This window comes from Kushneria avicenniae, assembly GCF_900112585.1.
Taxonomy (GTDB): Bacteria; Pseudomonadota; Gammaproteobacteria; order Pseudomonadales; family Halomonadaceae; genus Kushneria; species Kushneria avicenniae.
The window spans coordinates 77773-101423 of record NZ_FOLY01000007.1 but is presented as its reverse complement, the minus strand read 5'-3'; the positions used below and the strand labels follow the sequence as shown (position 1 = coordinate 101423).

Annotated in this window: 18 protein-coding genes; 6 read left to right on the top strand and 12 right to left on the bottom strand. The window is 61.6% G+C overall.

Annotated elements, in window-relative coordinates; all coding sequences use genetic code 11:
- Positions 1 to 39: 39 nt before the first annotated feature.
- The 4 genes from BM079_RS15040 to BM079_RS15025 all read right to left on the bottom strand — a co-directional run bounded on the left by BM079_RS15040 (position 40) and on the right by BM079_RS15025 (position 5886).
- Positions 40 to 1020, bottom strand: a complete 981-nt coding sequence (locus tag BM079_RS15040) for a zinc-dependent alcohol dehydrogenase family protein (protein ID WP_217639710.1) — start codon at positions 1018 to 1020, stop codon at positions 40 to 42.
- Between the two features lie 29 nt (positions 1021 to 1049).
- A complete protein-coding gene (locus BM079_RS15035; protein WP_090135710.1) occupies positions 1050 to 2111 on the bottom strand; it encodes a PA0069 family radical SAM protein in 1062 nt (353 codons plus the stop codon).
- Positions 2112 to 2246: 135 nt separating this feature from the next.
- Positions 2247 to 4508, bottom strand: coding sequence for a glycoside hydrolase family 3 C-terminal domain-containing protein (locus tag BM079_RS15030; RefSeq protein ID WP_090135708.1), 2262 nt, complete (start codon positions 4506 to 4508; stop codon positions 2247 to 2249).
- A 55-nt stretch (positions 4509 to 4563) separates the two neighbouring features.
- Positions 4564 to 5886: an MFS transporter gene (locus BM079_RS15025; RefSeq protein ID WP_090135706.1), complete on the bottom strand. Its 1323-nt coding sequence runs from the start codon at positions 5884 to 5886 to the stop codon at positions 4564 to 4566.
- A gap of 128 nt (positions 5887 to 6014) precedes the next feature.
- Here BM079_RS15025 and BM079_RS15020 point away from each other — a divergent pair, with 128 nt between their 5' ends.
- The gene (locus BM079_RS15020; RefSeq protein ID WP_090135704.1) at positions 6015 to 7112 is read left to right on the top strand and encodes a LacI family DNA-binding transcriptional regulator; all 1098 of its coding nucleotides are present in this window, start codon (positions 6015 to 6017) and stop codon (positions 7110 to 7112) included.
- Positions 7113 to 7127: 15 nt separating this feature from the next.
- Here the strand turns inward: BM079_RS15020 and BM079_RS15015 are convergent, their stop codons facing one another.
- From BM079_RS15015 to speB, 6 genes are all read right to left on the bottom strand, one after another.
- Complete coding sequence (locus tag BM079_RS15015; RefSeq protein WP_090135702.1) at positions 7128 to 8027, bottom strand: DMT family transporter; 900 nt, start codon at positions 8025 to 8027, stop codon at positions 7128 to 7130.
- Between the two features lie 83 nt (positions 8028 to 8110).
- Positions 8111 to 9562, bottom strand: coding sequence for an aldehyde dehydrogenase family protein (locus tag BM079_RS15010; protein WP_090135700.1), 1452 nt, complete (start codon positions 9560 to 9562; stop codon positions 8111 to 8113).
- A 123-nt stretch (positions 9563 to 9685) separates the two neighbouring features.
- A complete protein-coding gene (locus BM079_RS15005; RefSeq protein ID WP_245743116.1) occupies positions 9686 to 10180 on the bottom strand; it encodes an MBL fold metallo-hydrolase in 495 nt (164 codons plus the stop codon).
- Positions 10177 to 11508 (bottom strand): purine-cytosine permease family protein, encoded by a 1332-nt coding sequence (locus BM079_RS15000; RefSeq protein ID WP_090135698.1) that lies wholly within the window; start codon positions 11506 to 11508, stop codon positions 10177 to 10179. The genes BM079_RS15005 and BM079_RS15000 overlap by 4 nt, the downstream gene beginning before the upstream one ends.
- Positions 11509 to 11822: 314 nt before the next feature.
- Positions 11823 to 13214 (bottom strand): sodium:solute symporter, encoded by a 1392-nt coding sequence (locus BM079_RS14990; protein ID WP_090135694.1) that lies wholly within the window; start codon positions 13212 to 13214, stop codon positions 11823 to 11825.
- Positions 13215 to 13280: 66 nt separating this feature from the next.
- Positions 13281 to 14234, bottom strand: a complete 954-nt coding sequence (gene speB, locus BM079_RS14985; RefSeq protein ID WP_090135692.1) for an agmatinase — start codon at positions 14232 to 14234, stop codon at positions 13281 to 13283.
- Between the two features lie 176 nt (positions 14235 to 14410).
- On the opposite strand from speB, the gene BM079_RS14980 reads away from it, so the two are divergent.
- The 3 genes from BM079_RS14980 (at position 14411) to BM079_RS14970 (ending at position 17250) form a co-directional block, all read left to right on the top strand.
- Positions 14411 to 15850: a sigma-54 interaction domain-containing protein gene (locus tag BM079_RS14980; RefSeq protein ID WP_090135690.1), complete on the top strand. Its 1440-nt coding sequence runs from the start codon at positions 14411 to 14413 to the stop codon at positions 15848 to 15850.
- 283 nt (positions 15851 to 16133) lie between these two features.
- Complete coding sequence (locus BM079_RS16795) at positions 16134 to 16619, top strand: DUF1003 domain-containing protein (RefSeq protein ID WP_245743114.1); 486 nt, start codon at positions 16134 to 16136, stop codon at positions 16617 to 16619.
- An 88-nt stretch (positions 16620 to 16707) separates the two neighbouring features.
- Positions 16708 to 17250 carry a carboxypeptidase-like regulatory domain-containing protein gene (locus BM079_RS14970; RefSeq protein ID WP_090135686.1) on the top strand — a complete coding sequence of 181 codons (543 nt, stop codon included), beginning with the start codon at positions 16708 to 16710 and terminating at the stop codon, positions 17248 to 17250.
- Between the two features lie 190 nt (positions 17251 to 17440).
- Here the strand turns inward: BM079_RS14970 and BM079_RS14965 are convergent, their stop codons facing one another.
- Entirely contained in the window at positions 17441 to 19678 is a 2238-nt protein-coding gene (locus tag BM079_RS14965; protein ID WP_090135683.1) for an NADP-dependent isocitrate dehydrogenase, read from the bottom strand.
- Between the two features lie 378 nt (positions 19679 to 20056).
- Between BM079_RS14965 and BM079_RS14960 the strand changes: the two genes are divergently transcribed.
- The gene (locus BM079_RS14960; RefSeq protein ID WP_090135681.1) at positions 20057 to 20461 is read left to right on the top strand and encodes a hypothetical protein; all 405 of its coding nucleotides are present in this window, start codon (positions 20057 to 20059) and stop codon (positions 20459 to 20461) included.
- Positions 20462 to 20679: 218 nt separating this feature from the next.
- Complete coding sequence (locus BM079_RS14955; protein ID WP_090135679.1) at positions 20680 to 21303, top strand: YqaA family protein; 624 nt, start codon at positions 20680 to 20682, stop codon at positions 21301 to 21303.
- 23 nt (positions 21304 to 21326) lie between these two features.
- Here BM079_RS14955 and BM079_RS14950 read toward each other — a convergent pair whose 3' ends face one another.
- Positions 21327 to 23564: a TonB-dependent receptor gene (locus BM079_RS14950; RefSeq protein ID WP_245743112.1), complete on the bottom strand. Its 2238-nt coding sequence runs from the start codon at positions 23562 to 23564 to the stop codon at positions 21327 to 21329.
- Positions 23565 to 23651 lie beyond the last annotated feature (87 nt).

Below are 23651 nucleotides of genomic sequence, written 5' to 3'. Positions count from 1 at the left end.
TTTTCCATGTCTGCCTTTCGTTTGGAAAGGCAGACATGATCAGGAGAGCATCAGCATGGGTTTAACGTGTGGATGACTGTCGTGCCAGTGCAGCGCCTGGCGCCACTCGGCGAGCCTGAAGGGCTCTACCGCCGGCATGTCGATATCTCGCAGCAGCGCCCAGAGCGTTTCAAAGCTTGACTGCCATTCGCCGTGGTCGAGCCCGGCGATATGATCGCGTAGATGGAATCGGCGCACCCGGGCACCCATGTGTACCGGGCTGATGGGGGCGCCCGAGAGCAGGCCGTAGGTCACAAAGACGCCATCGGAGGGCATGTGGGCCAGCAGCCGGTCGGCCAGACGCCCGCCGGTGGCATCAAACAGGCGATCAGCGCGGGCTGCGGCGGCATTGATGGCGGTGTGATCCTCCTGATCCAGCACGTGAACGCCCATGGCGGTCAGCGCCTCGCGATGATGGACGCTGCGGCAGATTCCGGTTACCGAGCGGGCGCCACAGCACAGTGCCCACTGCGCCAGCAGCCGCGCACAGTTTGAACCCGCCGCGCTCAGCAGCACATCACACCCCTCGACCGGCCAGCGTTGCAGCATGGCCATCGCCGTCATCGGGTTGATCCAGGCCCGCGCCGCGACATGATCGGGGATATCATCGGGTACCGGTACGGCCAGGCGTGGATCGCAGTCCAGCGACTGCTGCCAAGTGCCGGGGCCGCGGAGTGGCAGCACCCGCCGACCTTCCAGCACGCGCCACGGCCCGTGTGCCTCGCTCACTACGCCCACACCCTCATGACCGGCCACCAGCGGTGGGGTGATTCGATGACGGTAGGCGCCGGCAATCGGAATCAGGTCCGAGGGGTTGATGGGCGCACAGGTCATGTGCACGCGCAGCTTCTCCTGCGGCAGCGCCCCGTCGGGCTGTGGCTCCAGATGGAGTACCTCCAGCGGGGAACCAAAACGATGGTAACGTAATGCAGGGCTGGGCATGTCGAGCGGCAGCTCGGCGCAGGCGGTGGCAGCGGTCATGTCGAAATCCTCCGTTTGAGTTGTTGTGTTCAAAACAGATCGATCTGCTGATGGGGCGGTGCAAACCGGGTGGTATCGAGACGCTCTTCCTCGCGGCGCCGATTGAGACCCAGGCGGCGAATGGCCAGCCGAAAGCGTTGGGCGAGCAGGTCGGCAAACGGCCCCTCGCCGCGCAGGCGATGGCCGAAGCGGCTGTCATAGTCGCGCCCGCCACGCGACTGGCGAATCAGGCTCATGACATGCTCGGCCCGATCCGGGAAATGCTCACTCAGCCACTGCTCGAACAGGGGGCCCACTTCATGAGGCAGGCGCAGGAGCGCATAGCCGGCGCTGGTGGCACCGGCGTCACGGCCTGTCTGCAGGAGTCCTTCAAGTTCCATGTCGTTGATCATGGGGACCATCGGCGCGGTAATGATGCCGACCGGTACGCCCGCCTCGCGCAGGGTGCGAATTACCTTCAGGCGCGCGCCGGGTGAGGCCGCCCGCGGTTCCATGATGCGCTTGAGACCCGGCTCGAGCGTGGTAAAGCTGATAAAGACCCGCACCAGCCGATGGTGGGCCAGCTCGGTGAGTCGATCCAGATCGCGCAGGATCAGCGCACTGCGGGTGGTGATGGTGAGCGGATGACGATGGCGAAGCAGCACCTCGAGCAGTTGTCGGCTCAGCTGGTGCTGGCGCTCGATGGGTTGATACGGGTCGGTGTTGGCGCCCAGCGCCAGGGGCTCGCAGACGTAGCCGGGGTGGGCAAGTTCCTCGGCCAGCAATGCCGGCAGATTGGTGCGCGCGATCAGACGGGTTTCAAAATCAAGGCCCGGTGACAGATCCCAGTACGCATGCGAGGGGCGGGCAAAGCAGTAGATGCAGCCGTGCTCGCACCCTCGATAGGGGTTGAGCGAGGAGGAAAACGGCATGTCTGGTGACTGGTTGCGCGAGATGGCTGTGCGACTCTGTTCAAGACGCACCTCGGTGGCATGGCTTGCGGCGGCATCGTCCTGCCACCAGCCGTCATCAACTGCCTCGATGCGATGGCGATCAAAGCGGTGATGCAGATTGTCACTGGCCCCGCGGCCGATAATGGGTTCCCCCGGCATGACATGGCCCTCCCTGAATACTGTTTAAATATACAGTTATTGCAGGAAGAACCCAAGTCTTTCAGGACTCATCCATAAGGACTAATTCATGAAAACTTCTCCATGAGCGCCTGCCCATGTTGCTGACCATGAGGGCTACGCCAGCGCCTTCAGATCCTCTAGAAGGGCTGACAGGCGCGCCTCGGTGAAGCTCGAAAAGGAGATCACGGCGCGCAGCGGCAGGTAGTGCCCCATGGCCTCCATCAGATCGTCCTTGCCTTCCTTCTCCATCAGAGCGTTGAGCATGGGCAGTTCCTCTGCGATGTCAGCAAGGTGTTCACGCAGCACGCGAACCGCGCCGTCATGAGCCTTGAGATCGCCCAGCAGGGTATTACGATCAATCACCGGCAGCGGCGTGGCATCGCCCTGTACCTCAAGGCACTGTTGCAGGCGAATATCGCGCGAGGAGGCGCCAATGCGAATCTCGAAGGTGCCGGTGGGCAGGCGCCAGTCGCCGCGCTCGGCGTCATACCAGCAGAAATCACGTCGCGCGAGCGTGAGCTCGACCCGTTCGGTCGCGCCGGGGGCCAGTGTGACCCGATCAAAACCGCGCAGCGCCTGCGTCGCCACCGGTACGGTCTGCGTCTGATCGCTCACATAGAGCTGAACGATGTCGCTGGCCTCGCGATCACCGCGGTTGGTGATATCGACCCCCACCGTCAGACTGTCCCGGCCATCAAAGGTCTCTGCGGAGAGCGCCAGATTGGCGTAGTCAAAGCGGCTGTAGCTCAGACCGTGGCCAAAGGGGAACAGCGGTGCGACGTCGTGGGTATCATGGTAGCGATAGCCCACGAAGATGCCTTCACCGTAGCGCACCACATCGCCTTCGCCCGGAAAATTGAGATGGACCGGATTGTCCTCCAGCCGCTGCGGGAAGGTTTCGGCCAGCTTGCCGCTCGGCGAGGCCTCACCGTAGAGCAGATCGGCCAGCGCCGCGCCGATGGCCTGTCCGCCCAGATAGCCCTCGAGAATGGCGCTGACCCGGCCGGCCCAGGGCATCACGATCGGCGCGCCGTTGGCCAGCACCACCACGGTGTTGGGCTGCGCGGCGGTGACCGCCTCGATCAGAGCGAGCTGGTTGGCCGGCAGGTTCAGGTGGGTGCGGTCATAGCCTTCCGACTCGTGACGATCGGGCAGCCCCAGACAGAGCACGGCAACGTCGGCGTGGCTTGCGGCAGTGGCCGCGTCCTGCTCGAGCTGCTGATCGGGCGTATCGCGATCGATCTCGAAGCCTTTTGTATAGTCAAAGCTCGCGCCGCGGGTCTTGAGGGCCTCCAGCAGGGGCTCGACGCGGGTGGCGTTGACATGTGAGCTGCCGCCGCCCTGATAGCGCGGGCGCTCGGCAAACTCGCCGATCACCGCCACGCGCTGGTCGTTGGCCAGCGGCAGGGTGCCGTCATTTTGCAGCAGTACCATGCTCGCGCGCGCGATGCGGCGAGCCAGCTGATGGTGAGCTTCGGCGTCGAAGCCGGCGTCTTCCAGACGGGCATCCACCGCCCTGAAGAAGATGGTCAATAGCCGCGTAACGGCCTGATCCAGCACAGCCTCGTCCAGCTGTCCCTCGCGTACGGCGGCCACGATCTGTGCGTCGCGCTCGCCGCCGGAGGCCGGCATCTCGAGCTCCATGCCGGCGGCAAGCCCGGGCACGCGCTCGTTGACCGCGGCCCAGTCGGAGACCACAAAGCCCTCGAAGCCCCATTCATCTCGCAGAATGCCGGTCAGAAGCCTTTGATGCTCGCTGCAGTAGTCGCCGTTGACCCGGTTGTAGGCGCACATCACCGTCCAGGGCTGTGCTTCCTTCACTGCATATTCAAAGCTTGCCAGATAGATTTCGCGCAGGGTGCGCTCGTCGATGCGGGCATCCACCGACATGCGGCGATGCTCCTGATTGTTGGCAACGAAATGCTTGAGCGAGCTGCCGACACCGCGCGACTGGGTGCCGCGAATGTGGGCGGCCGCCAGGTGCGAGGAGAGCAGCGGGTCCTCGGAAAAATATTCAAAGTTGCGACCGCACAGCGGCGAGCGCTTGATGTTGGCCCCCGGCCCGAGCACCACGTGCAGGCCCTCGGCCTGAGCTTCATCACCCAGCGCGGCGCCGAGCTGTTCGAGCAGCTCAACGCTCCAGGAGCTGGCAAGGCCCGAGGCGGTCGGGAAGCAGGTGGCCGGCTTGCTGTCATTGACGCCCAGATGATCCTGTTCCTCGCCCTGGGCGCGCAGGCCGTGGGGGCCGTCGGAGAGATTGATCGCCGGGATGCCCAGGCGTTCAACGCCTTTGGTGCGCCAGAAATTATCGCCCGAACACAGGCCGGCCTTCTCTTCCAGCGTCATCTGTTCGATGAGGGTTGTCACATTGCGCATGCGTCTGGCTCCTTGTCGGTCCAATGGGTCAGGGGGTCATCGAGGCTATCGGGGTTCAGGCCGCTGTGGGCTTGGCACTGCGGATTTCGGCCATGCGGCTATCGCCCAGCGGGTAGATCAGCATCAGCACTGCCACCCCGAGCGCGCCGACGGCCGGCAGCACGCTCATCATCGATTTGATCAACACCAGCACCGTCTCGCTCTGCTCGGTGTTGGCGGTATAGCCGTAGGTGCTGAACAGCACGCCGGTCAAAAGCCCGCCGATGCTCATGCCGAATTTATGGCTGAAGGTGACGGCGCTGGTGGTGGTGCCGGTCGCGCGGTGGCCGCTTTTGTATTCCACGTAGTCGGCGATATCGCCCACCATGGCCCACATGGTGGGCGCGATGATGCCGTTGATGAACTTGGCGGCCATGAAGGCGGCAAAATAGAACGGCATGCCAATATCTGCCGCCACGAAAAAGCTCGCCAGCGCAACGCCATAGGCCAGGTTGGCACCGATCATGACGCGGCGCTTGCAGAAGCGGCGCATGACCAGCTGATTGAAGATCACGCCCGCCACCATGCTGGCGTAGCCCATGGCCAGAAACAGCGATACCGAGGACTCTTCACCGATGTAGTACTTGAAAAAATAGATGGCCGCCGAGTCCGGCATCAGCATCAGGGTGAAGACCAGGATGCTGGTCGCAAACATGATCCAGAACGGACGAGCGCGGCCGATGTGGGCGAAGCTTTTCAAAGGGTTACTGGCGCTGTCGCCTTCCACGTAGCGCTCACGTACGCCTTTAAAGGTCAGCAGGAACACGGCAAAGGTAATGACGCCATAGAGGGCATAGGTCAGGGCAAAGCCGCGCTGTTCGTCACCGCCGCCCAGAAGTCCCACCAGTGGCAGCGTACCGTAGCTGATCAGAACAAAGGCGATATAGGAGAGCAGCATGCGGTAGTTGGTCAGCTTACGCCGTTCGTCGTTGTCGGTGGTCATCGACACCGGCAGCGCCGAGTAGGGGATGTTGACCAGTGTGTAGAGTCCCATCAGGGCGATGTAGGTGACGAAGGCGTAGACGATGCGCCCGGTGTCTCCCAGCGCCGGGGTCGTGAACGTCAGGGCCAGCATTACCCCGAGCGGCAGCGAGAAAAAGAGCAGGTAGGGACGCAGGCGACCAAAGCGGGTACGGGTGCGATCGGCCATCAGCCCCACGGCCGGATCAGTCACGGCGTCCCACAGCCGGGTCACCATGAACAGCGTCCCGACCAGCGCCGGACTGATGCCGAACACATCGGTGTAGAAGTACATCAGATACAGCGACAGCGATGCCCATGTGAAGGCGCTGGCAAAATCGCCCAGCCCGTAGCTCAGCTTCTCCGGTACTCCCAGCATTGGCTTGCCCTCGTCATTGCTCTGTCATCATGAAACCGGTTTCATGATGGCCTGTTGAGGGACGCCCCACTATGCGACCTTGGCAGGAAATACGTTATGACAACTACATGGCATGACAACAACACAGAATGACAACCACACAGCAGAAAGCGCCGTCGTGGATGTCGATCACTTGCCGCGTCACGTGGTATCTGGTCAAGTGGCCGGATCATCAAAAGGACAATACCATGCCGACCATCCGTGAGGTGGCCGCGCGCGCCGGCGTTTCACCTGCGACCGTTTCCCGCGTCATGAAGGGAGAAGTGCCGGTCAACGCCGAGACACGCGCCCGGGTTGAGGCCGCCATCAGCGCACTGGGCTACGCCCCCAATGCCTTCGCCCGTTCACTGGCCTCCAACCGGCTGGGGGGCGTGGGGCTGGTGATCTCGCATCTGGCCGGGCCCTTCATGGGGCGCGTGATGATGACGCTGGAAGCCACGCTTCGACAGGCCAATGTGTCGCTGCTGGTCGCCAGTGGCGGCGGCGAGGCCGAGCGCGAACAGGAGGCCGTGGACTTTCTGATCAATCGGCGCTGCGACGGGTTGATCGTGCATGCCGATGCGCTCGCCGATGAAACGCTGTCAGCGCTGGCCGCGACCACACCACTGGTGGTATTCAACCGGCGGGTGGCGGAGATCGAGGCACACTGCATTTATCTGGACAACGAATGTGGTGGCTATCTGGCCACGCGCCACTTGCTGGAGCAGGGGCATCGCCATATTGCCTGTCTAACCGGCCCGCTGAAGCAGCAGGATGCTGCCGGCAGACTGGCCGGCTATCACCGGGCGCTGGGCGAGTGGGGCATCGAGGCGGATACGCGAATGATCATCGAGGGGGACTTTGTCGAGGGGAGCGGCGAGCGCGGCATGACGACGCTGCTGGCGCGAGGGCTTCCCGTCACGGCCGTGGTGGCCGGCAACGATGACATGGCGCTGGGGGCCATGACGCTGCTACGAGCAAGGGGGATCGCGGTGCCGCAGACCCTGTCGCTGGTGGGCTATGACAACGAAGCCTGCTCGCGCCATGTCGTACCGTCGCTTTCAACCATTCATGCCCCGCTTGAGGAGATGGCGCAGGACGCCGCCGAACGGCTTCTGATGCTGGTGGCAGGCGATGCGCTGCCACCTGCGATGTCGTTTACACCGACGCTGATCGAGCGGGAGACGGTCGCCCCGCCGAAGGTTTGATGACGACTACAACTACTACCGTGACGACCGGTCGTCACCCTCGGCTGTCAGCGTTGGGCGAGCGATCGGGCGTCGGGGCCGCCTGATATTGATGATGGCGATACCGCCGACCACCAGCGCGCCGCCGGCCAGCTTGTTGATGGCCATGCTCTCTCCCAGCATGACCACCCCCATCAGCACCACCGCCACCGGGGTCAGAAGTGACAGCGGGATGAGGCGCTCCACCGAGTGGCGTCGCAGCAGGGTGTTCCACAGCCCGTAAGCCACAATGGACGACATCACGGCGCTGTAGACGACTGCGCCCCAGCCGCGCCAGCCCGCGGACGTCATGGCTGTCCACTGATGCTGCTCGAACACCAGCGACCCGATACCCACCAGCGGAATGGCCAGCATCGACAGCCAACCGGCCATGGTCAACGGCTCAATCTCCGGGCCGGTCTTGACCAGCAGATTGGTGATCGCCCAGCCCAGCGCGCTCAACAGCAAAAGCGTCAGCGCCAGCGGACCGGGCAGCGTCGGTCCGCCGGCCAGCACGACAACGCCTGAGAAGGACACCAGCATGCCGATGACCGGCTTCAACCGCAGACGCTCCTTCAAGAAGATGGCCGCCAGTATCGTGGCAAAGGGCGTGCCCAGTTGAACCAGCAATGCGCCGGTCCCGGCTTCAGCGTATTTGAGACCAATGAACAAAAAACCGAAGTGCATCAGACCGAAGGTGCCTGCGAGCATCAGCACCAGCGGCAGCTGCGCGCGTGTGATTCGCGTGAAGGGCACGATCAGCAGTGCGACCAGCATGAAACGCAGGGTCGTCATCAAAAGCGGCGGCATTTCGGCCAGTCCCAGCTTGATCATGATGTTGTTGAAGGCCCACAACAAAATGACGGCCAGCACCAGGTAAAAATCGCGAAGCGGCACGGTGGCTCCCGAGTGAAAAGACGCCCCGCTGACGTAATGCCAGGCGGGGCGTGCTCATTCTAGCAGGGTGTCATGGCTGCATGTCAGTCATCTGATGGGCCTACCACATGCTTGATCTCCAGGTAGGCGGCCAGCCCTTGTGGACCCAGTTCGCGGCCGATGCCGCTGCGTTTCATGCCACCCCAGCTGATTTCTGGCAGCACCAGCTGCTCGGTATTGAACCAGACGATGCCCGACTCGAGTTCGGCGGCTATACGTCGGGCACGATCAACATCGCTACTGATAACGGTAGCAGCCAGTCCAAAATCACTGTCGTTTGCAAGCGCTACAGCATCCTGTTCACTGCTCGCGGTATGGGTACAAAGCACTGGCCCGAAAATTTCCTCACGCCAGAGCGCACTGTCAATCGGCACATCACGATAAAGAACGGGGGCGACAAAAAAGCCGCGCTCGGGAAGCTTGCGATGATGCTCATCGCGCACGGCGATGAGTCCTTCCTGGCGTGCGCGGGAAAGATAGCCGCGCACCCGCTCGCGCTGTTCAGCGCTGGCCAGTGGCCCCATGGTCGTTTGTGGATCAAGCGGATTGCCAAGCGATAGCGCATCAATGCGTTCGCCAAGCGCTTTCAGCACTGGCTCGACCACCTGTTGATCGACAATCAGACGAGACGTGGCCGAGCAGAGCTGTCCGGCATTAAAGTAAAGCCCTGCCATGATCCAGTCGGCCGCCTGTTCGGGCTCGGCGTCATCCAGTACCACGATAGGTGATTTGCCGCCCAGCTCGAGCGATAGGTTGCGGGTGCCGGCCGCCGCTTCCCGCATGATGGCTTCTCCTACACCATTGCTGCCGGTAAAGGAGAGCTTGTCGATACCCGAGTGGCGAGCCAGCGGTGCGCCGATACCTTCGCCATCACCGAGCAGCAGGTTGAAAACCCCGGCGGGCAGCCCGATTTCCAGCGCAATCTCTGCCAGTGCCAGCTCGGGTAGCGGTGTCACCTCGGAGGGTTTGAAAACTATCGTACAGCCGGCGGCCAGGGCTGGGGCAATCTTCCATGCACTGGTGACCAGCGGAAAGTTCCATGGAGTGATCAGGCCGGCTACACCCACCGGAACCTCATATTCGAAGGCGCTGACACCGGGCATGGCAGTCTCGACAGGGCGCCCCTGGCGCGTTTCGAGCTCGCAGGCCTGGTTGGCGTAGTAGCGATAGCAGGCAATGGCATCATCAATATCCATGGCCGCTTCGGCCAGCACCTTGCCGTTATTGGTTGATGAGCAGTGCATCAGTGCTTCCCGGCGTTTTTCAAGGGCGTCAGCGATGTGCATTAGCCAGTCACCTCGCCGCCGACCGCCCAGCGCGCGCCATTCGGGCAGCGCCACACGAGCTGCGCTGACAGCCTCGTCTACATCTGCTGCATCGCCGGCGGTCAAAACCGCCAGTATGGTTTCATCAAAGGGATTGGTGGCTTCGATATGTCGCTGGCCTCTACTGAGCACCCACTGATTGGCGATAAACTGATGGTTCAACTGTTCCACGGTATTACTCCTCAGGTTTGGTGATCACGCATCCACATCTCAATCAATACCTGTCGCCGTTTCCCTTGAGAAGCCGGGAAAATGACCGCCGTGCACCGTTCGGACCGGCAGTGCATGTAGTCGTCACATGCTGGCAACGTAGTCGTCGAGATAGCTGTGCCAGGTATTTTCGATCAGTGGCCCGTCATGGATCAGATCACCTGACATCAGCGTAGCGCTGGCGACCTCCCACAGCGCAATGCTGCCGGGTGGATGGTCCAGCGTATGGATGACCTCAAAGCGGCGATCGCCTGGACTCAGCATATCGTCGTTTTCCAGGCATTCGATGCGCTCGGGCAGGGAGAGCTGGTATCGGTAGTACTCAAATGGCGCTGGTGGCAGCGCCTCAAACATGGCGGCGTCGAGAAAATCGGCCGCCATAGTGCGTTCGAGATCGGGACTTGCGAGGATCTCAGCCTCAGCGGCGTGGACATGGCAGGTGCCAGACTCATGCGGCGCGCCGATATGATTGAAGTGGGTGTGGCTGGCCACTGCCAGCAGATCGCGATCGTGTCCGCAAATGTGCCAGATATTGCAACGATAGAAGGTGCGCATCGCCGACTCATCGATACGGATCATATTGCCTTGCGTCTACCGGAAATCGACATGCCTATCCAGTAAAGCAATCCGGTGACAACGAATACGGGCAGTGATGCTCCCATCGCCAGCGGTGAGACCCAGTTCCAGTAATAAGCCAGTGTCGCGCCGAGCAGATAGGCCAGCAGAGCGACCGGATTGATTGCCGGTAGCTGGTCGGTCTGAAGCAGGCACTTGGTACTGTAGCGCAGGCCCTGTTCGCCGAGCAGGTAATAATCCACGATCATCAGTGAAAAGGCCGGGATGAAGACACTGCCAATAATCAGCAGGAAGGTCTGAAATTCCTCGAGAATGCCGGGGATCATGGCGCCCAGCACCGTCAACACGCCAATGATCAGGGCGGGTCGTCGAAATCCTGATCGAGACCGAGTACTCATGTAAGAGAGCGTGGCACTGTAGACACACATGACATTGGTCGTTAGTACCGAGAAAAAGATCACCATGGCTGCGGGCAGCCCAAAACCAAACCCGCTGAGCAGTTGGGTCGGATCGTAGGTCGGTTCGCGGCCAAGTGCCATGGCCAGACCGGACACGGCACCGCCCAGGCCCATGGCAATCAGTGTGGCGCTCACATAGCCGCTCCACGTTCCCAGCGCGGCCACACGGGTGCTGCGACAGTGACGGTTGTAATCTGCCGCAAGCGGGATCCATGAAAAGGCTGTGGCAATGACAATATCAAAGGCCCCGCTCAGGGAAATGCCGCCCTGCGCGGGAGCGCTGAGCAGATTTGCCATGTCGTAATGGCTGCCCAGTGCCCAGGCTACGATCAATGCCAGGACCAGCATCAGCACCGCAGCGATCTTTTCTACCCGCTCAATCCCCCGATGGCCGCCCAGCACCACCAGCACCACCAGTGCTTCGCAGATGACGGTAAACAGCGCCAGGTTTGAATAGCCGGTCAGTTCGCTGATGGCATAATCCAGACTCATGCCGGCCAGGCGCGCCTGAATCCAGCTCCAGGCGATCAGTGCCAGCAGATTGACCCAGGCCGGAACACCGGCGCCGATGCGACCAAATGTGGCGCGTGCCAGCACCATGGTGGTCAGGCCCGTGCGCTGACCCATGACACCAATCAATACCAGCGGCAGTATGCCAAGTGCCGAACCCGATGCCACGATCATCATGGCAGTGGCGAAGTCGAGGGCCGGCACGAGTAGCATGCCGGTCAGGATAGTGGTAACGACGACGTTGGCACCCAGCCATAGCGCGAAGGTACCTGGCAGGCTCAGGCTCTGCTCTCCGCTATCGGCTGTAATAGCGTCCAGCGTCTCCTCGGCAGGAGATCTATGGCGGTCGGTGGGTATTGTCATTGTGCCGCTCTCTTCAGTTGGTTTTGCAATGGGATATTCAGGCTGGGAAGATCTTCAGCGCGGCCATTTCAGGGCATCTGCCGGAGGGCATGATGCCGGGCGGTAGTCATGGCGCAGCGGATCTTCTCCAGGCCTGCGTTGTGGCATGCCAGGAGGGTGATCGCCACCAGGCGCATGGCTCGGTACGACATGGCGTAGCGGGCTACCTGCAAGCCCGCAGTAGAATTCAATGACGTGAACTGCGGAAAGGCTGCAGGCGGTATCAATACCGCATCCGCTAAACGCCCGTACCAGCCAGTGTGCGAGCATATGATTCATGTGCCAGCCTCCGTGGCCACAGGCTGCCTTTGGTCCGGCTTCACGAGACTACCGACAACAAACAGCACCAGACTGGCGCACAGGCCGGCGTAGATGGGGGTATTGGCCAGCAGGCCATCACGCATCATGAACACGACAACGCCCAGCGTCCCGGCGATCATGGCCGCAATGGCGCCGGTATTGGAGGCGCGTTTCCAGAACAGTGCGCCGAGAATGGGAATCAGCATGCCACCGACCAGCAGGTTGTAGGCGACCGTCAGCGCGCCCACGACGTCATCGACCATCAGTGACATCACGATCACGATGGCACCCATGACCAGCGTGCAGAGCCGATAGCCGCCAATGCCCTCGCCGGCAGGCCGGCGTCGCAGGGCCGGCAAAAGATCGCGCGTCATCAGCGTCGAGGCGGCCAGCATGCCGGCGCTGGCCGTCGACATCATGGCCGCCATGGCGGCGGCCACGATCAGGCCTCGAAGGCCATCCGGCAGCGCCAGCTGGGCCACGGCAGCAAAGGCATTATTGGCATTATCCAGGTCGGGCAGCAGCACGCTGCCCGCGACGCCGACCAGCGCGCCGATGACGCCATAAAGAATGCAGTAGAGTCCGGCGCTGGCCCCGGCCAGGCGCGCCACCTTTGTCGAGCGGGCGGTAAAGACCCGCTGCCAGACGTCCTGTCCGATCAGAATGCCCAGAAAATAGATCACGAAGTAGGTGACGATGGTGTCCCAGCCGATGGCCGTGAGAGAAAAATGCCCCGGATCGGCGCGGCTGATCAGGGCTTCCCAGCCGCCGGCATAATGGACGGTCACGGGCAGCATCAACCCGATCATCCCCAGCGTCATGATCACGAACTGCACGATGTCGGTCAGCGTCAGTGACCACATGCCGCCGATGGTAGAATAGATCACGACCACGGCGCCGCCGATCAGGACGCTGGCCCAGACGGGCAGGTCAAACAATACGGTCATCAGGGTGCCGATGGCGATCAGGGAGGTCACCGCCAGCATCAGGTCATAGGCCAGCATGACGGCCGAGCTGACCGTTCTGGCCGCCGGCGTGTAGCGCCGCTCGAGCAGCTGGGTGATGGTATGAAGTTTCAGCCGTGACAGTGGTGCGGCCAGCACCAGGCTCAGCACAATCAGCCCGGTACCCAGTGCCGCACACAGCCACAGACCTGAAAGTCCGTAGGTATAGCCCAGCTGTACAGTTCCCACGGTTGAGGCACCGCCCAGCACCACGGCTGACAGGGTGCCCAGATAAAGCCCCGGGCCCAGGCGGCGCCCGGCCACCAGATAGTCATCGCTGCTGCGCGCCCGGCGCATGCCCCAGGCGCCCATGGCGAGCATGACCAGGGCATAAACGGCAATCACGATCAGATCGAGCCACATGAGTATTGTCCTGCCGCCCCGCGGGCGGTCTGCTTGTTGTTGGCGGATCGGTGATCAGCGCTGGCGTCAGCGGTAGGCCACACCGGGCAGTACACAGAGCATCTCGAACATCAGGTTGGCGGCCACCACGGCGGTCTGGCCGTGCGGGTCATAGGGGGGGGACACCTCGACCAGGTCACAGCCGACGATATCCAGACCCTTGAGACCACGGATGATCTCCAGTGCCTGAGGAATGGTCAGGCCGCCGATTTCGACCGTGCCGGTGCCGGGGGCGTAGGCCGGGTCCAGACTGTCGATGTCAAAGGTGACATAGACCGGGCCGCCGCCTACCTTGTCGCGGATCTCATGCATCAGTGGGGTCAGCGATTTGTGCCAGCACTCCTCGGCCGGCACGACGCGAAAACCCTGATCGCGTCCCCAGTCGAATTCATCGGCGCTATAGCCGGTGCCGCGCAGACCGATCTGCGCCACGCGCTCACAGTCCAGCAGGCCTTCCTCGACGGCGCGACGAAAGGGCGTGCCATGGGCGATCTCTTCCCCGAACATCTGCTCATTGATGTCGGCATGGGCATCGATATGAACCAGACCCACCGGGCCATGCTTTTTGGCCATGGCACGCAAAATGGGCAGGGCGATCGTATGATCTCCCCCCAGCGTCAGGGGCTTGACGTCATGGGTCAGCAGCGCGTCATACCAGCGCTCGATGATGGCCACGCTTTTTTTGAGATCGAACGTGTTGATCGGCACGTCACCGATATCGGCGACCTGCAGGCTTTCAAAGGGCGCAGCGCGGGTGGCCACGTTGAAGGGGCGCAGCATGCGGGATTCATCACGAATCTGGCGCGGACCGAAACGAGTGCCGGGGCGATTGGAGGTGCCGATGTCCATGGGGATGCCGACAAAGGCAGCGTCCAGGCCCTGCGCGCTTTCCTGAGCGGGCAGGCGCATCATGGTGGCCGGCCCGCCAAAGCGAGGCATATCGTTACCGCCAAGCGGCTGATTGAAGGGGGTCTCTGACATGATGTTTTCCTGTTCATGACTTTGGATCTCCGTGAGAGGAGCACAAACCATGCCATCTTTATTTTCCCTGAAAACAGCGTGTTATGAGACTGATTGATTCAATGATGAATCGCTGTGACGCAGCGCGTGATTCAGTGTTGTATGGTGATTCAGCGATGAATCAATGGAGACGTGTTATGTCCACTCCTTCTCTCTGTCACACGCCTTCCGCAGGCGACATCGATCAGGCGGTACTGACGGTGCTGCTGGCGTCTTCCCATGACCATCTGGTGATCACCGATCACCAGGGCAATATCCTGCAGGCCAGTCCGGGTGCCTGCGCGGTTTATGGACTGTCGATGGCGGCGCTGTGCAGTACCAGCGTTCAGACCCTGGAGGCTCAGGGCGTGCTATCGCCTTCGGTGACGACCAGGGTGCTGGACAGCGGCGCGCCTGCACAGTTGATGCAGACCACACCCACCGGACGGCGGGTGCTGGCCGAGGCGCAGCCGGTTTATATGGAGGGACAGCTGGTGCGGGTGGTCAGCCGATCCCGGGACCTGACCGATCTGAGAACCCTGCAGGAGGAGTACGCACTGCTGTCACAGCGTCTCAATGAACAGCTCCGCCATCACGAGATCGAGGCGCTGAGGGAAGCGCTGGCACAGGAAGAGATCGACATTCACAGCCGGGTCATGCGTGATGTGGCCGCCCTGCTGGAACGCGTGGCCGACACCAGTGCCACGGTCATGCTGCTGGGAGAATCGGGCGTCGGCAAGACCGCCCTGGCACGGCAGGTTCATCGCTGGAGCGCACGTGCCAGCGGCCCCTTCATCGATATCAACTGCAGCGCCATTCCCGAAACCCTCTTTGAATCGGAAGTCTTCGGCCATGTCGCCGGTGCCTTCAGTGGCGCGTCTCGTCACGGCAAACCGGGGCTTCTGGAGCAGGCCGAGGGCGGAACGCTGTTTCTGGATGAGGTGGCCGAGTTGCCGCTGGCCGTACAGGCCAAGCTGCTCAGGGTGCTGCAGGACGGCATGGTCATGCGACTGGGCGATACGGTCCCCAGAAAGCTGGACTTTCGCCTGATCGTGGCCACCAACCAGGATCTGGCGCAACGCGTGGACGCTGGCGCCTTTCGACTCGATCTCTACTATCGGCTCAATGTCATCCCGGTGCACATTCCTCCGCTGCGCGAACGGCGAGAGGATATCCCCGCGCTGGTCGAGCGTCAGATGCAGCGTCTCAATACGCGTTACGGATTGCGCAAGGTCGTGGATGAGCGCCTGTGGGGAGAGCTCATGAATCATGACTGGCCGGGGAACGTTCGTGAACTGGAAAACGTGCTGGAGCGCGCCTGGTTGACCAGCGATGTGGCGCCGGATGGTAGTGAAGGGCATCGGCTGGGCATGATTCGTGCAGAAACGGGCGCGCCCCTGCAGTCGCATGACGCGCATGATGACGCGCAGGAGATGCCCGATCTGGCCACGGCGCTGTTGCGTACCGAGTACGATATGGTCGTGCGTGCCGCCCGGGTGTCGGATTCCACCTATGCGCTGGCGCGGCGTCTGGGTATCAGTCAACCCAGTGCCGTGCGCAAGCTGAAAAGGCATGGGATTCGATTGAAAAATCGCTGAAGAGCGCCCTGCCTACTGGTAGATAGAGGGAGGCCAGGCGATAGTGTTGGCATCACAAAAAGGTCATCAAGGGCCCGCCATGATCTCATCTCGGCCTTTATCAGAAAGCAACAGCCCTGCGCCCATATGCCACCTCTGTGGCCGGTGTCCTCCAGATGTCGAGCTGATTCCACAGCGTGCCGTTCGCCCGGCTCTGCACGCCGATATCGAGGCGTTGGCGGCCGGCTGGCAGCCCGGCTGTTACATCTGTCATTCGGATCTTTCCCGTGTTCGGCGCCATCACTTGCGTGCCTGGTTGCATCGCCATCACAAGGGGGAGCCGCTGGACCAGACGCTCATGGCCGCCATTGAGCACGATGAGCCCGTAGCGCGCCCACCGGAAGAGGTCATGCCCGAGCGTACCGGATTTGGTGATCGCGCGGCGGACCGACTGGCCAGCCTTGGCGGCAGCTGGGGATTTATTCTGAGTTTTTCCGTGCTTCTGATCGGCTGGATGGTGTTCAACACGGTCGGTCTTCTGACGCGAGCTTTCGATCCCTACCCCTTTATTTTGCTCAATCTGGTGCTGTCATCGCTGGCGGCTCTTCAGGCGCCCATCATCATGATGAGCCAGCGGCGTCAGGAGGAAAAGGACCGGGCCAGGGCGGAAAGTGATTATCGCGTCAACCTTATGGCCGAGCTGGAAATTCGCCAGCTCCACGACAAGCTGGATCACGCCCTGGTGCAGCTGGCAGAGGTGCAGGAGCGCCAGCAAAAAATGTCCGAATAGGGCCGGTAGAACAAAAGGCATGGACGGCGTCTGGCGGTACGATAAGCTTGGTCAATCTAATATCAGTTAAGTGCAGGAGAGTATCGGGATGCGTCAGTGGCAGGGATGGGCGGGTGTCGTATTGATGATGGGGCTGGTCGGCTGTGAAAGCATCCAGAAAGTGGCAGACAACTTCCCCGGCATGTCCAGCGAGGGCACGATCGCAAGCGCCCCGGCTGACAATACCGTCAAGCGCGAGGTGCCCTTCCCGGTCGAGACCTACGCGGCCCTGTCGAAAACCGGTACGGCGACCGTCAAGGGGCGTCTGGCGTACAAATTGACCTCGGGACAGACCGTTTATGGCGATCATGAGAAGGTCTCGATTGCGCCGGCCACCGAGTACTCGGCGGAAGCCGCCGACAAGGCGCTTGCCGGTCAGCGTGTCGAGCCGGCCGACCCGCGTGCCCAGGCCTATACCCACATGACCACCACCGACGGCAACGGCTATTTCACCGCCACCGGTATTCCGGCGGGCACCTTTTATGTCGCTGGCACCGTGGCACTGCCCAACGGTCAGGGACGCAGTCCGTTCATTCTCAAGCAGGTCAGGGTAAAGGAAGGCGGCTCGGTCAACGTGGATCTGAGCCGTTAGTGCTGCACCGTGGTATCGACGAACACGGTATCGATGAGCATGGTATCGACGAGCCGGATCGGTGGTTCAGGAGGTTTCCTTCAAAAAGGGAACCGAGGTTGATGTCTCCGGAGACTACATGAAAAAACCGGCGCCCTGGGGCGCCGGTTTTTATAGGGCCTGTCATTGCTGACAGTCACGCATTAACGCCTCAGCTCTTGCGGGAGAGCGTGGCCAGCGCGTCGTTAAGAATCTTGCTCGGGCGCATGGCCTGACCGGCCAGTTCGATATCCGGGTGATAGTACCCCTTGATCTCGACGGCCTTGCCCTGCACGCCGTTGAGCTCGTCGACAATCGCCTGCTCGTTGCTGCTGAGCGTCTGGTAAAGCTCGCCGAAGAGCTTCTGGAGTTCGGCGTCATCACCTTGCTCGGACAGCGCCTTCGCCCAGTAGAGCGCCAGGTAGAAGTGGCTGCCGCGGTTGTCCAGCTCGCCGGTCTTGCGCTTGGGCGACTTGTCGCTGTCCAGGAACTCGCCATTGGCGCGATCCAGCGCATTGGCCAGCACGATGGCACGCTGGTTATCAAACGTCTTGCCCAGGTGCTCGAGCGAGGCGGCGAGTGCCAGGAATTCACCGAGTGAGTCCCAGCGCAGGTGGTTTTCTTCAACGAGCTGCTGCACGTGCTTGGGTGCAGAGCCGCCGGCGCCGGTCTCGAACAGGCCGCCACCGTTCATCAGCGGCACGATCGAGAGCATCTTGGCACTGGTGCCCAGCTCCATGATCGGGAACAGATCGGTGAGGTAGTCACGCAGCACGTTGCCGGTGACCGAGATGGTGTCTTCGCCGCGGCGCGTACGCTCCAGCGTGAAGGCCATCGCCTCGACCGGCGACATGATCCGGATGTCCAGACCGCTGGTGTCGTGATCCTTCAGGTACTGCTCGACCTTTTGGATCATTTGCGCGTCGTGGGCACGCTCGCTGTCGAGCCAGAAGATCGCCGGGGTCTGGCTGTCACGGGCGCGCGTGACGGCGAGTTTTACCCAGTCCTGAATCGGGGCGTCCTTCGTCTGGCACATGCGCCAGATGTCCTCGCGCTCGACCTCATGCTCGAACAGCACCTTGCCGGATTCGTCGGTGACGCGCACGCTGCCGTCGGCCGGAATCTGGAAGGTCTTGTCGTGGGAGCCGTACTCTTCGGCCTTCTGGGCCATCAGGCCGACGTTGGGCACGCTGCCCATGGTGGTCGGATCAAAGGCGCCGTGTTTCTGGCAGTCCTCGATGGTGGCCTGATAGATGCCGGCGTAGCTGCGGTCCGGGATCACGGCCTTGGCATCGTGGCGGTCGTCATCGGCGCCCCACATCTTGCCGGAGTCGCGGATCATCGCCGGCATGGAGGCATCGATAATGACGTCACTGGGGACGTGCAGGTTGGTGATGCCCTTGCCGGAGTCGACCATGGCCAGCGACGGACGGTCCTTGTAGAGCGCGTCGATGTCGGATTTGATCTCGTCCTGCTTGTCCGTAGGCAGCGAGGCTATCGAGGCGTAGAGATCGCCCACGCCGCTGTTGGGGCTGAAACCGGCCTGCTTGAGCACGTCGGCGTGCTTTTCCAGCACGTCGCGATAGAACTCATCCACCGCGATGCCGAACATGATCGGATCGGAGACCTTCATCATGGTCGCCTTGAGGTGCAGCGAGAACAGCACGCCCTGCTTTTTGGCATCCTTGATTTCGCTGTCGATGAAACGACGCAGACGACGGGCGCTCATGCTGGCGCCATCGACCACTTCGCCTTCGGTGACCGCCACCTTCTCCTTGAGCACGGTGGTGGTGCCATCCTTCTGGAGCAGTTCGATCTTCAGGTTGCCGGCGCGCTCGATGACGGCGGACTTTTCGCTGCCGTAGAAGTCGCCTTCGCTCATGTGGGCCACGTGAGACTTCGAATCCTTCGACCACTCGCCCATGCGATGCGGGTACTTCTTCGCGTAGTTCTTGACCGACTTCGGCGCGCGACGATCCGAGTTGCCTTCGCGCAGGACCGGGTTGACCGCACTGCCCTTGACGCGGTCATAGCGGGCGCGAACGTCCTTTTCCTCATCGCTTGCCGGTGATTCGGGATAGTCGGGGATGGCGTAGCCCTGCGCCTGCAGTTCCTTGACCGCGGCCTTGAGCTGCGGGACCGAGGCGCTGATGTTGGGCAGCTTGATGATGTTGGCTTCCGGCGTTTTGGCCAGATCGCCAAGCTCTGCCAGATGATCCCCCATTTTCTGGTCGTCTTTCAGATAGTCGGGGAACTGCGACAGGATTCGGCCGGCCAGCGAGATATCGCGGGTTTCGACGATGATGCCGGCCGAATCGGTAAAGGCATCAACAATGGGGAGCAGGGAGTGGGTGGCCAGCGCAGGTGCTTCGTCGGTGAGGGTGTAGATGATTTTCGGCGTATTGGACATCCTGGTATAAACCTCTCTTGTCACTGCGATTGCATGATGTACATGACGGTTGCATGAAGCTGGCGCGGTACGCAGTGGTCATACGAGAACAGGCCGGAGGCTGTCTTCGCATCCACTCGCCCGACGATGAGTCTTGCCCGCGAAGCGCCCGGGTGCCATGCGACGATGGCAGATGAGCACGCATGGGCCAGCGATCCGGTCACGGCGAGTATAACAGCGGTCCCTGCCGGGTGCATGAGCAGGCCGGAAGGCGGCGGATGCTCAAGAGATAATCCATGTTGCTCCAACGGTCTCAGACCAAAGAATTCATGATCGGGGTTTGGTTAATCGCCCAGCCTTTCTACGCTGAAGGCGTACTCATTCGTTGCAGGAGGCAGTATGAAAGCGACATGGATAGCCCCCTTTGTGCTGGCACTGGCGACAACCCCGGCGCTGGCCGGTGAGCAGTCAGGCGCCACGGGACAGTCTACCAACGGTACCAGCACGGCTTCCCAGCAGAGCGGCGGAATGACCGGTACTGACACGACCCGGGGCCAGGACAGCCAGTCCGGCAGCATGACCGATAACATGAAGCAGAAAGCAGGCGAGAAGGCCGGCCACGAAATTGACAAACATACGTCCAACTCGAGCGGCATGCAGCAAAAGGCCGGTGAAAAGGCCAAACAGGGGATCGACAGCCGCACTGGTTCCAACACCTCCGGCAACAGCCGCATGGGGACATCCGACACTGGCAACAGCAGCATGGGCATGTCCGACACCGGTGACAGCACCACCTCGCAGTAATCAGCCGTTGATCAATCCCGTTTGAACGGGTCTGGTGCCGGCGATCATGGCGCCCCTGCCCCGCGGCAGGGGCGCTTTTGTGTTCCGACTCTGGTTCGTGTCTGAATGTCAGCGGGTGGGCGTCGAACATTCGTGTCAGACTTTCGTTTTCATCGCTGGTCACGGATGATCAGGGCAGCCCGATATCCGGGCCCTCGCAATGAAGGACAGGGATCTCCATGGCTGGCAGCCTGCGGCATCGAAAACAGCGGCTTGGCAATCGACTTTCCAGGCTGATGGACCACCCCAGTGCTATCTGGCTGCTGTTTCTGGCTTCAATGCTGGAAACCCTCATCGTGCCGATTCCCATTGAAACGATTCTGATCCCCTGGATGGTGCTGCGGCCGAAAAAACGCTGGTGGCTGGCCGCTGTGGCACTGGGGGGCAATCTGCTGGCCGCGGCGATCGGCTACGGACTGGGTGTCTGGGCAATGGGCCAGTTCGGCGATCAGCTGATTGCCCTGTTCGGGGGGCAGCAGGCGTTCGAGACCTTCGATCAGCGTTTCAGCGATAACGGTTTTCTGGCCGTGCTGTCCATTGGCGTGATCCCGATTCCTTTTCAGATCGCCATGCTGGTGGCCGGGAGCACCGGTTACTCCTTTTTCCTGTTCATGGTCGCCGCGATGCTGGCACGGGGCGCTCGCTATTTTGGGCTGGCGCTGCTGGTCCACTTCTTTGGTGACCGGGCACTCAGGCTATGGAAGCGCAATGAAAGAACCATGATGGTGCTGCTGGTAGTCGCCGTGGTGGGGTATCTCATCTACAAGGGCATCGGCCTGTTGAGCGGTGGCGGCTCGGCGTGAGCCACCACCGTACGAGCGGTGCGCTACCAGTTCATGTTCCAGCCCAGCGAGAAGGTGCGCCCGCGACCCTGAAACGCATACAGCTCTTCCGGACCATAGGTGGGTGAATAAAAGATCGCCGCGCGCTGGCCCCAGACCGTGGCATAACGTTTATCCAGCAGGTTATCGATGCCGGCCGTGAAAGTGCCGTGATCATCGGTACGCAGGCGTCCGATCAGATCGAAGGTGGTGAATCCATCAATCTCGTTGTCACTGCTTTCCCCCAGATCACTGGCCTCATCGGAAAGATCAAAGGCGTGGTTGCCCTGCAGGCGCAGCGAGCGGTCATTGTCAGCCCACTCGACAAAGGCCGTGGCGCTGGACAGCGAGGCGTAGCGCGCATCGCGCCTGTGCCAGTCGCCGTCATCACCGAGCTGTTCCGAGCGGGTCAGGTGGGCGTTACCGCCCAGTTCCCAGTGATCACCGATAAAGCGTGAGGTCGCCGCCTCGATGCCGTAGTCGCGACGCTTTTCATCAATGATGCTGGTGCCCAGCTGGCGGTCGTTTTCCAGCGCCCGGTCGGACCAGGCGTAATACAGCGCGACCTGAGAGTTCCAGGTACGGCTGCGATAGCCCCAGCCCAGCTCGACCTGATCGGTCTGGATGCCTTCAACGGTGTTGTCACCGATATCGAACTGCGCGTTGTTATACACCGCGCCCACGTTGGGCAGCTCAAAGCCCTGACTGTAGCTCGACCAGAAGCGGTGGCCGCTGTCGTACTCCTGCACCACGCCCAGATTGTAGAGCGTATTGCTGTAGCTGTTGCTGCCGCCTGAGTTGCCGCCGGGCGTGCCATTATCAAAGGCGTCCACATCCACATCGGCATGTTCCTGACGCACCCCGCCCTGTATTTTCAGATGTTCGGTGGCCTGCCATTCCAGCTGGGCGTAGCCCGCCAGCCCGTCGATCGAATAGCCGGGGTAGCGCGGCCCGGTGCGGTCGGTGGCCAGCCTCAGGCCTCCGGTGGCGTCGGAGGTATCGCGATCAAAGAAAGCCTGATCGGAATTGAAGCGCTCGTGGTAGTAATCCACCCCATAGGTCAGATCAAGGTCATCGCGCAGTGCCGCCACAAACAGCGCCTTGGCACCGCCCAGGTCGGTACGTTGCTCGGAGGCGCGAAACTCGATGGCGGTGCGGTCGTCCACATAGTAGGGAAAGGGTGAGAAGGTGCTGTCTTCTTCGCGGTAATACGCCTGAAAATAGAAATCCTGCCCAAGTAGATCACTGTGGTGATAGTTGGCGTTATAAAGTTTGCGCCGCGTGCGCGGATCACGGTCGGAATGATAGCCCTCGCTGATATCGGCGTTATCCAGGCTTGCGGCACCAATGTCCGGGAACCGGACACCGCGGTCGCCCTCAAAGCCCGAGTCGTAGTGCTGGGCCAGCAGCGACAGGCTCTGATCCTCGGCCAGATCGATGTCTACCCGACCCATGACATCCACGGCGCGATTGTCCTGTAGATCGGTTTGCGCCAGATCCGGAAAGATTTCCCGATTATCGCCATCGTAAAAGCGGCCATTCTCCTCATAGGCCACGCTCAGCCGACCGCGTACGCGTTCACTGCCGCCCGAGACCGACTGCGCCACGCGCCGATCAAAATCCCGGTGATTGTCAAAACCGGAGGTGGCGCCGACCTGCGTTTCAAAATGCGGCCCGCCCGCCTCGGGCGTTTTGGTGACAATATTGATGGTGCCGCCGGTGGCATTGCCGCCATAGAGGCTATTGGCGCCGGAGAGCACCTCGACACGCTCGATATTGAAGGGGTCGATTGAATCGAACTGGCGTGAAAGCCCGCGCGAGCTGGTCATCGAGACGCCGTCGATCAGAATCTGTGGGCTGCGCCCGCGCAGGTTCTGGCCGTATTCGGTACGCCCTTCAGGGGCGAAATCGAGTCCCGGAATCAGCTTGCCCAGCATCGTCTTGAGATCCTCTCCGGCCTGGGCCCGGCTTTCGATCTGCTCGCGATCCACGATCCAGACGGCGCCGGGAATCTGGTCGGGGGAGGCGGGGGTGCGTGAGCCCACGACTACCATGGTGTCAGCCGGGGCGGGCGTGTCATCGGTTGTCGATGACCCGTCGGTCGTGACTGGCGTTGTCGTGGTGATCGCCGCAGAACTGGAGGATGGTGGCGTATCGGCCAGCCCCGACGAGGGCATCATGAGCATGACGCCTGAAAACACGACCGTTGTCAGCGGCGTGGTGACGTATTTTTGATAGGTCATATCGGTTCCCGTGATCTCATTATTATGTGATTTTGAGAATGTTTCTTATTCACGGGAGACGTTATCCCGGGGATGGCGCGGACAACA

What these genes read in the sequence shown, in the direction of transcription:
- BM079_RS15040 (WP_217639710.1), bottom strand. Translation starts at nt 1,020, where the DNA reads ATGACCGCTGCCACCGCCTGCGCCGAGCTGCCGCTCGACATGCCCAGC.
- BM079_RS15035 (WP_090135710.1), bottom strand. Translation starts at nt 2,111, where the DNA reads ATGCCGGGGGAACCCATTATCGGCCGCGGGGCCAGTGACAATCTGCAT.
- BM079_RS15030 (WP_090135708.1), bottom strand. Translation starts at nt 4,508, where the DNA reads ATGCGCAATGTGACAACCCTCATCGAACAGATGACGCTGGAAGAGAAG.
- BM079_RS15025 (WP_090135706.1), bottom strand. Translation starts at nt 5,886, where the DNA reads ATGCTGGGAGTACCGGAGAAGCTGAGCTACGGGCTGGGCGATTTTGCC.
- BM079_RS15020 (WP_090135704.1), top strand. Translation starts at nt 6,015, where the DNA reads ATGACAACCACACAGCAGAAAGCGCCGTCGTGGATGTCGATCACTTGC.
- BM079_RS15005 (WP_245743116.1), bottom strand. Translation starts at nt 10,180, where the DNA reads ATGATCCGTATCGATGAGTCGGCGATGCGCACCTTCTATCGTTGCAAT.
- BM079_RS15000 (WP_090135698.1), bottom strand. Translation starts at nt 11,508, where the DNA reads ATGACAATACCCACCGACCGCCATAGATCTCCTGCCGAGGAGACGCTG.
- BM079_RS14990 (WP_090135694.1), bottom strand. Translation starts at nt 13,214, where the DNA reads ATGTGGCTCGATCTGATCGTGATTGCCGTTTATGCCCTGGTCATGCTC.
- speB (WP_090135692.1), bottom strand. Translation starts at nt 14,234, where the DNA reads ATGTCAGAGACCCCCTTCAATCAGCCGCTTGGCGGTAACGATATGCCT.
- BM079_RS14980 (WP_090135690.1), top strand. Translation starts at nt 14,411, where the DNA reads ATGTCCACTCCTTCTCTCTGTCACACGCCTTCCGCAGGCGACATCGAT.
- BM079_RS14970 (WP_090135686.1), top strand. Translation starts at nt 16,708, where the DNA reads ATGCGTCAGTGGCAGGGATGGGCGGGTGTCGTATTGATGATGGGGCTG.
- BM079_RS14965 (WP_090135683.1), bottom strand. Translation starts at nt 19,678, where the DNA reads ATGTCCAATACGCCGAAAATCATCTACACCCTCACCGACGAAGCACCT.
- BM079_RS14960 (WP_090135681.1), top strand. Translation starts at nt 20,057, where the DNA reads ATGAAAGCGACATGGATAGCCCCCTTTGTGCTGGCACTGGCGACAACC.
- BM079_RS14955 (WP_090135679.1), top strand. Translation starts at nt 20,680, where the DNA reads ATGGCTGGCAGCCTGCGGCATCGAAAACAGCGGCTTGGCAATCGACTT.
- BM079_RS14950 (WP_245743112.1), bottom strand. Translation starts at nt 23,564, where the DNA reads ATGACCTATCAAAAATACGTCACCACGCCGCTGACAACGGTCGTGTTT.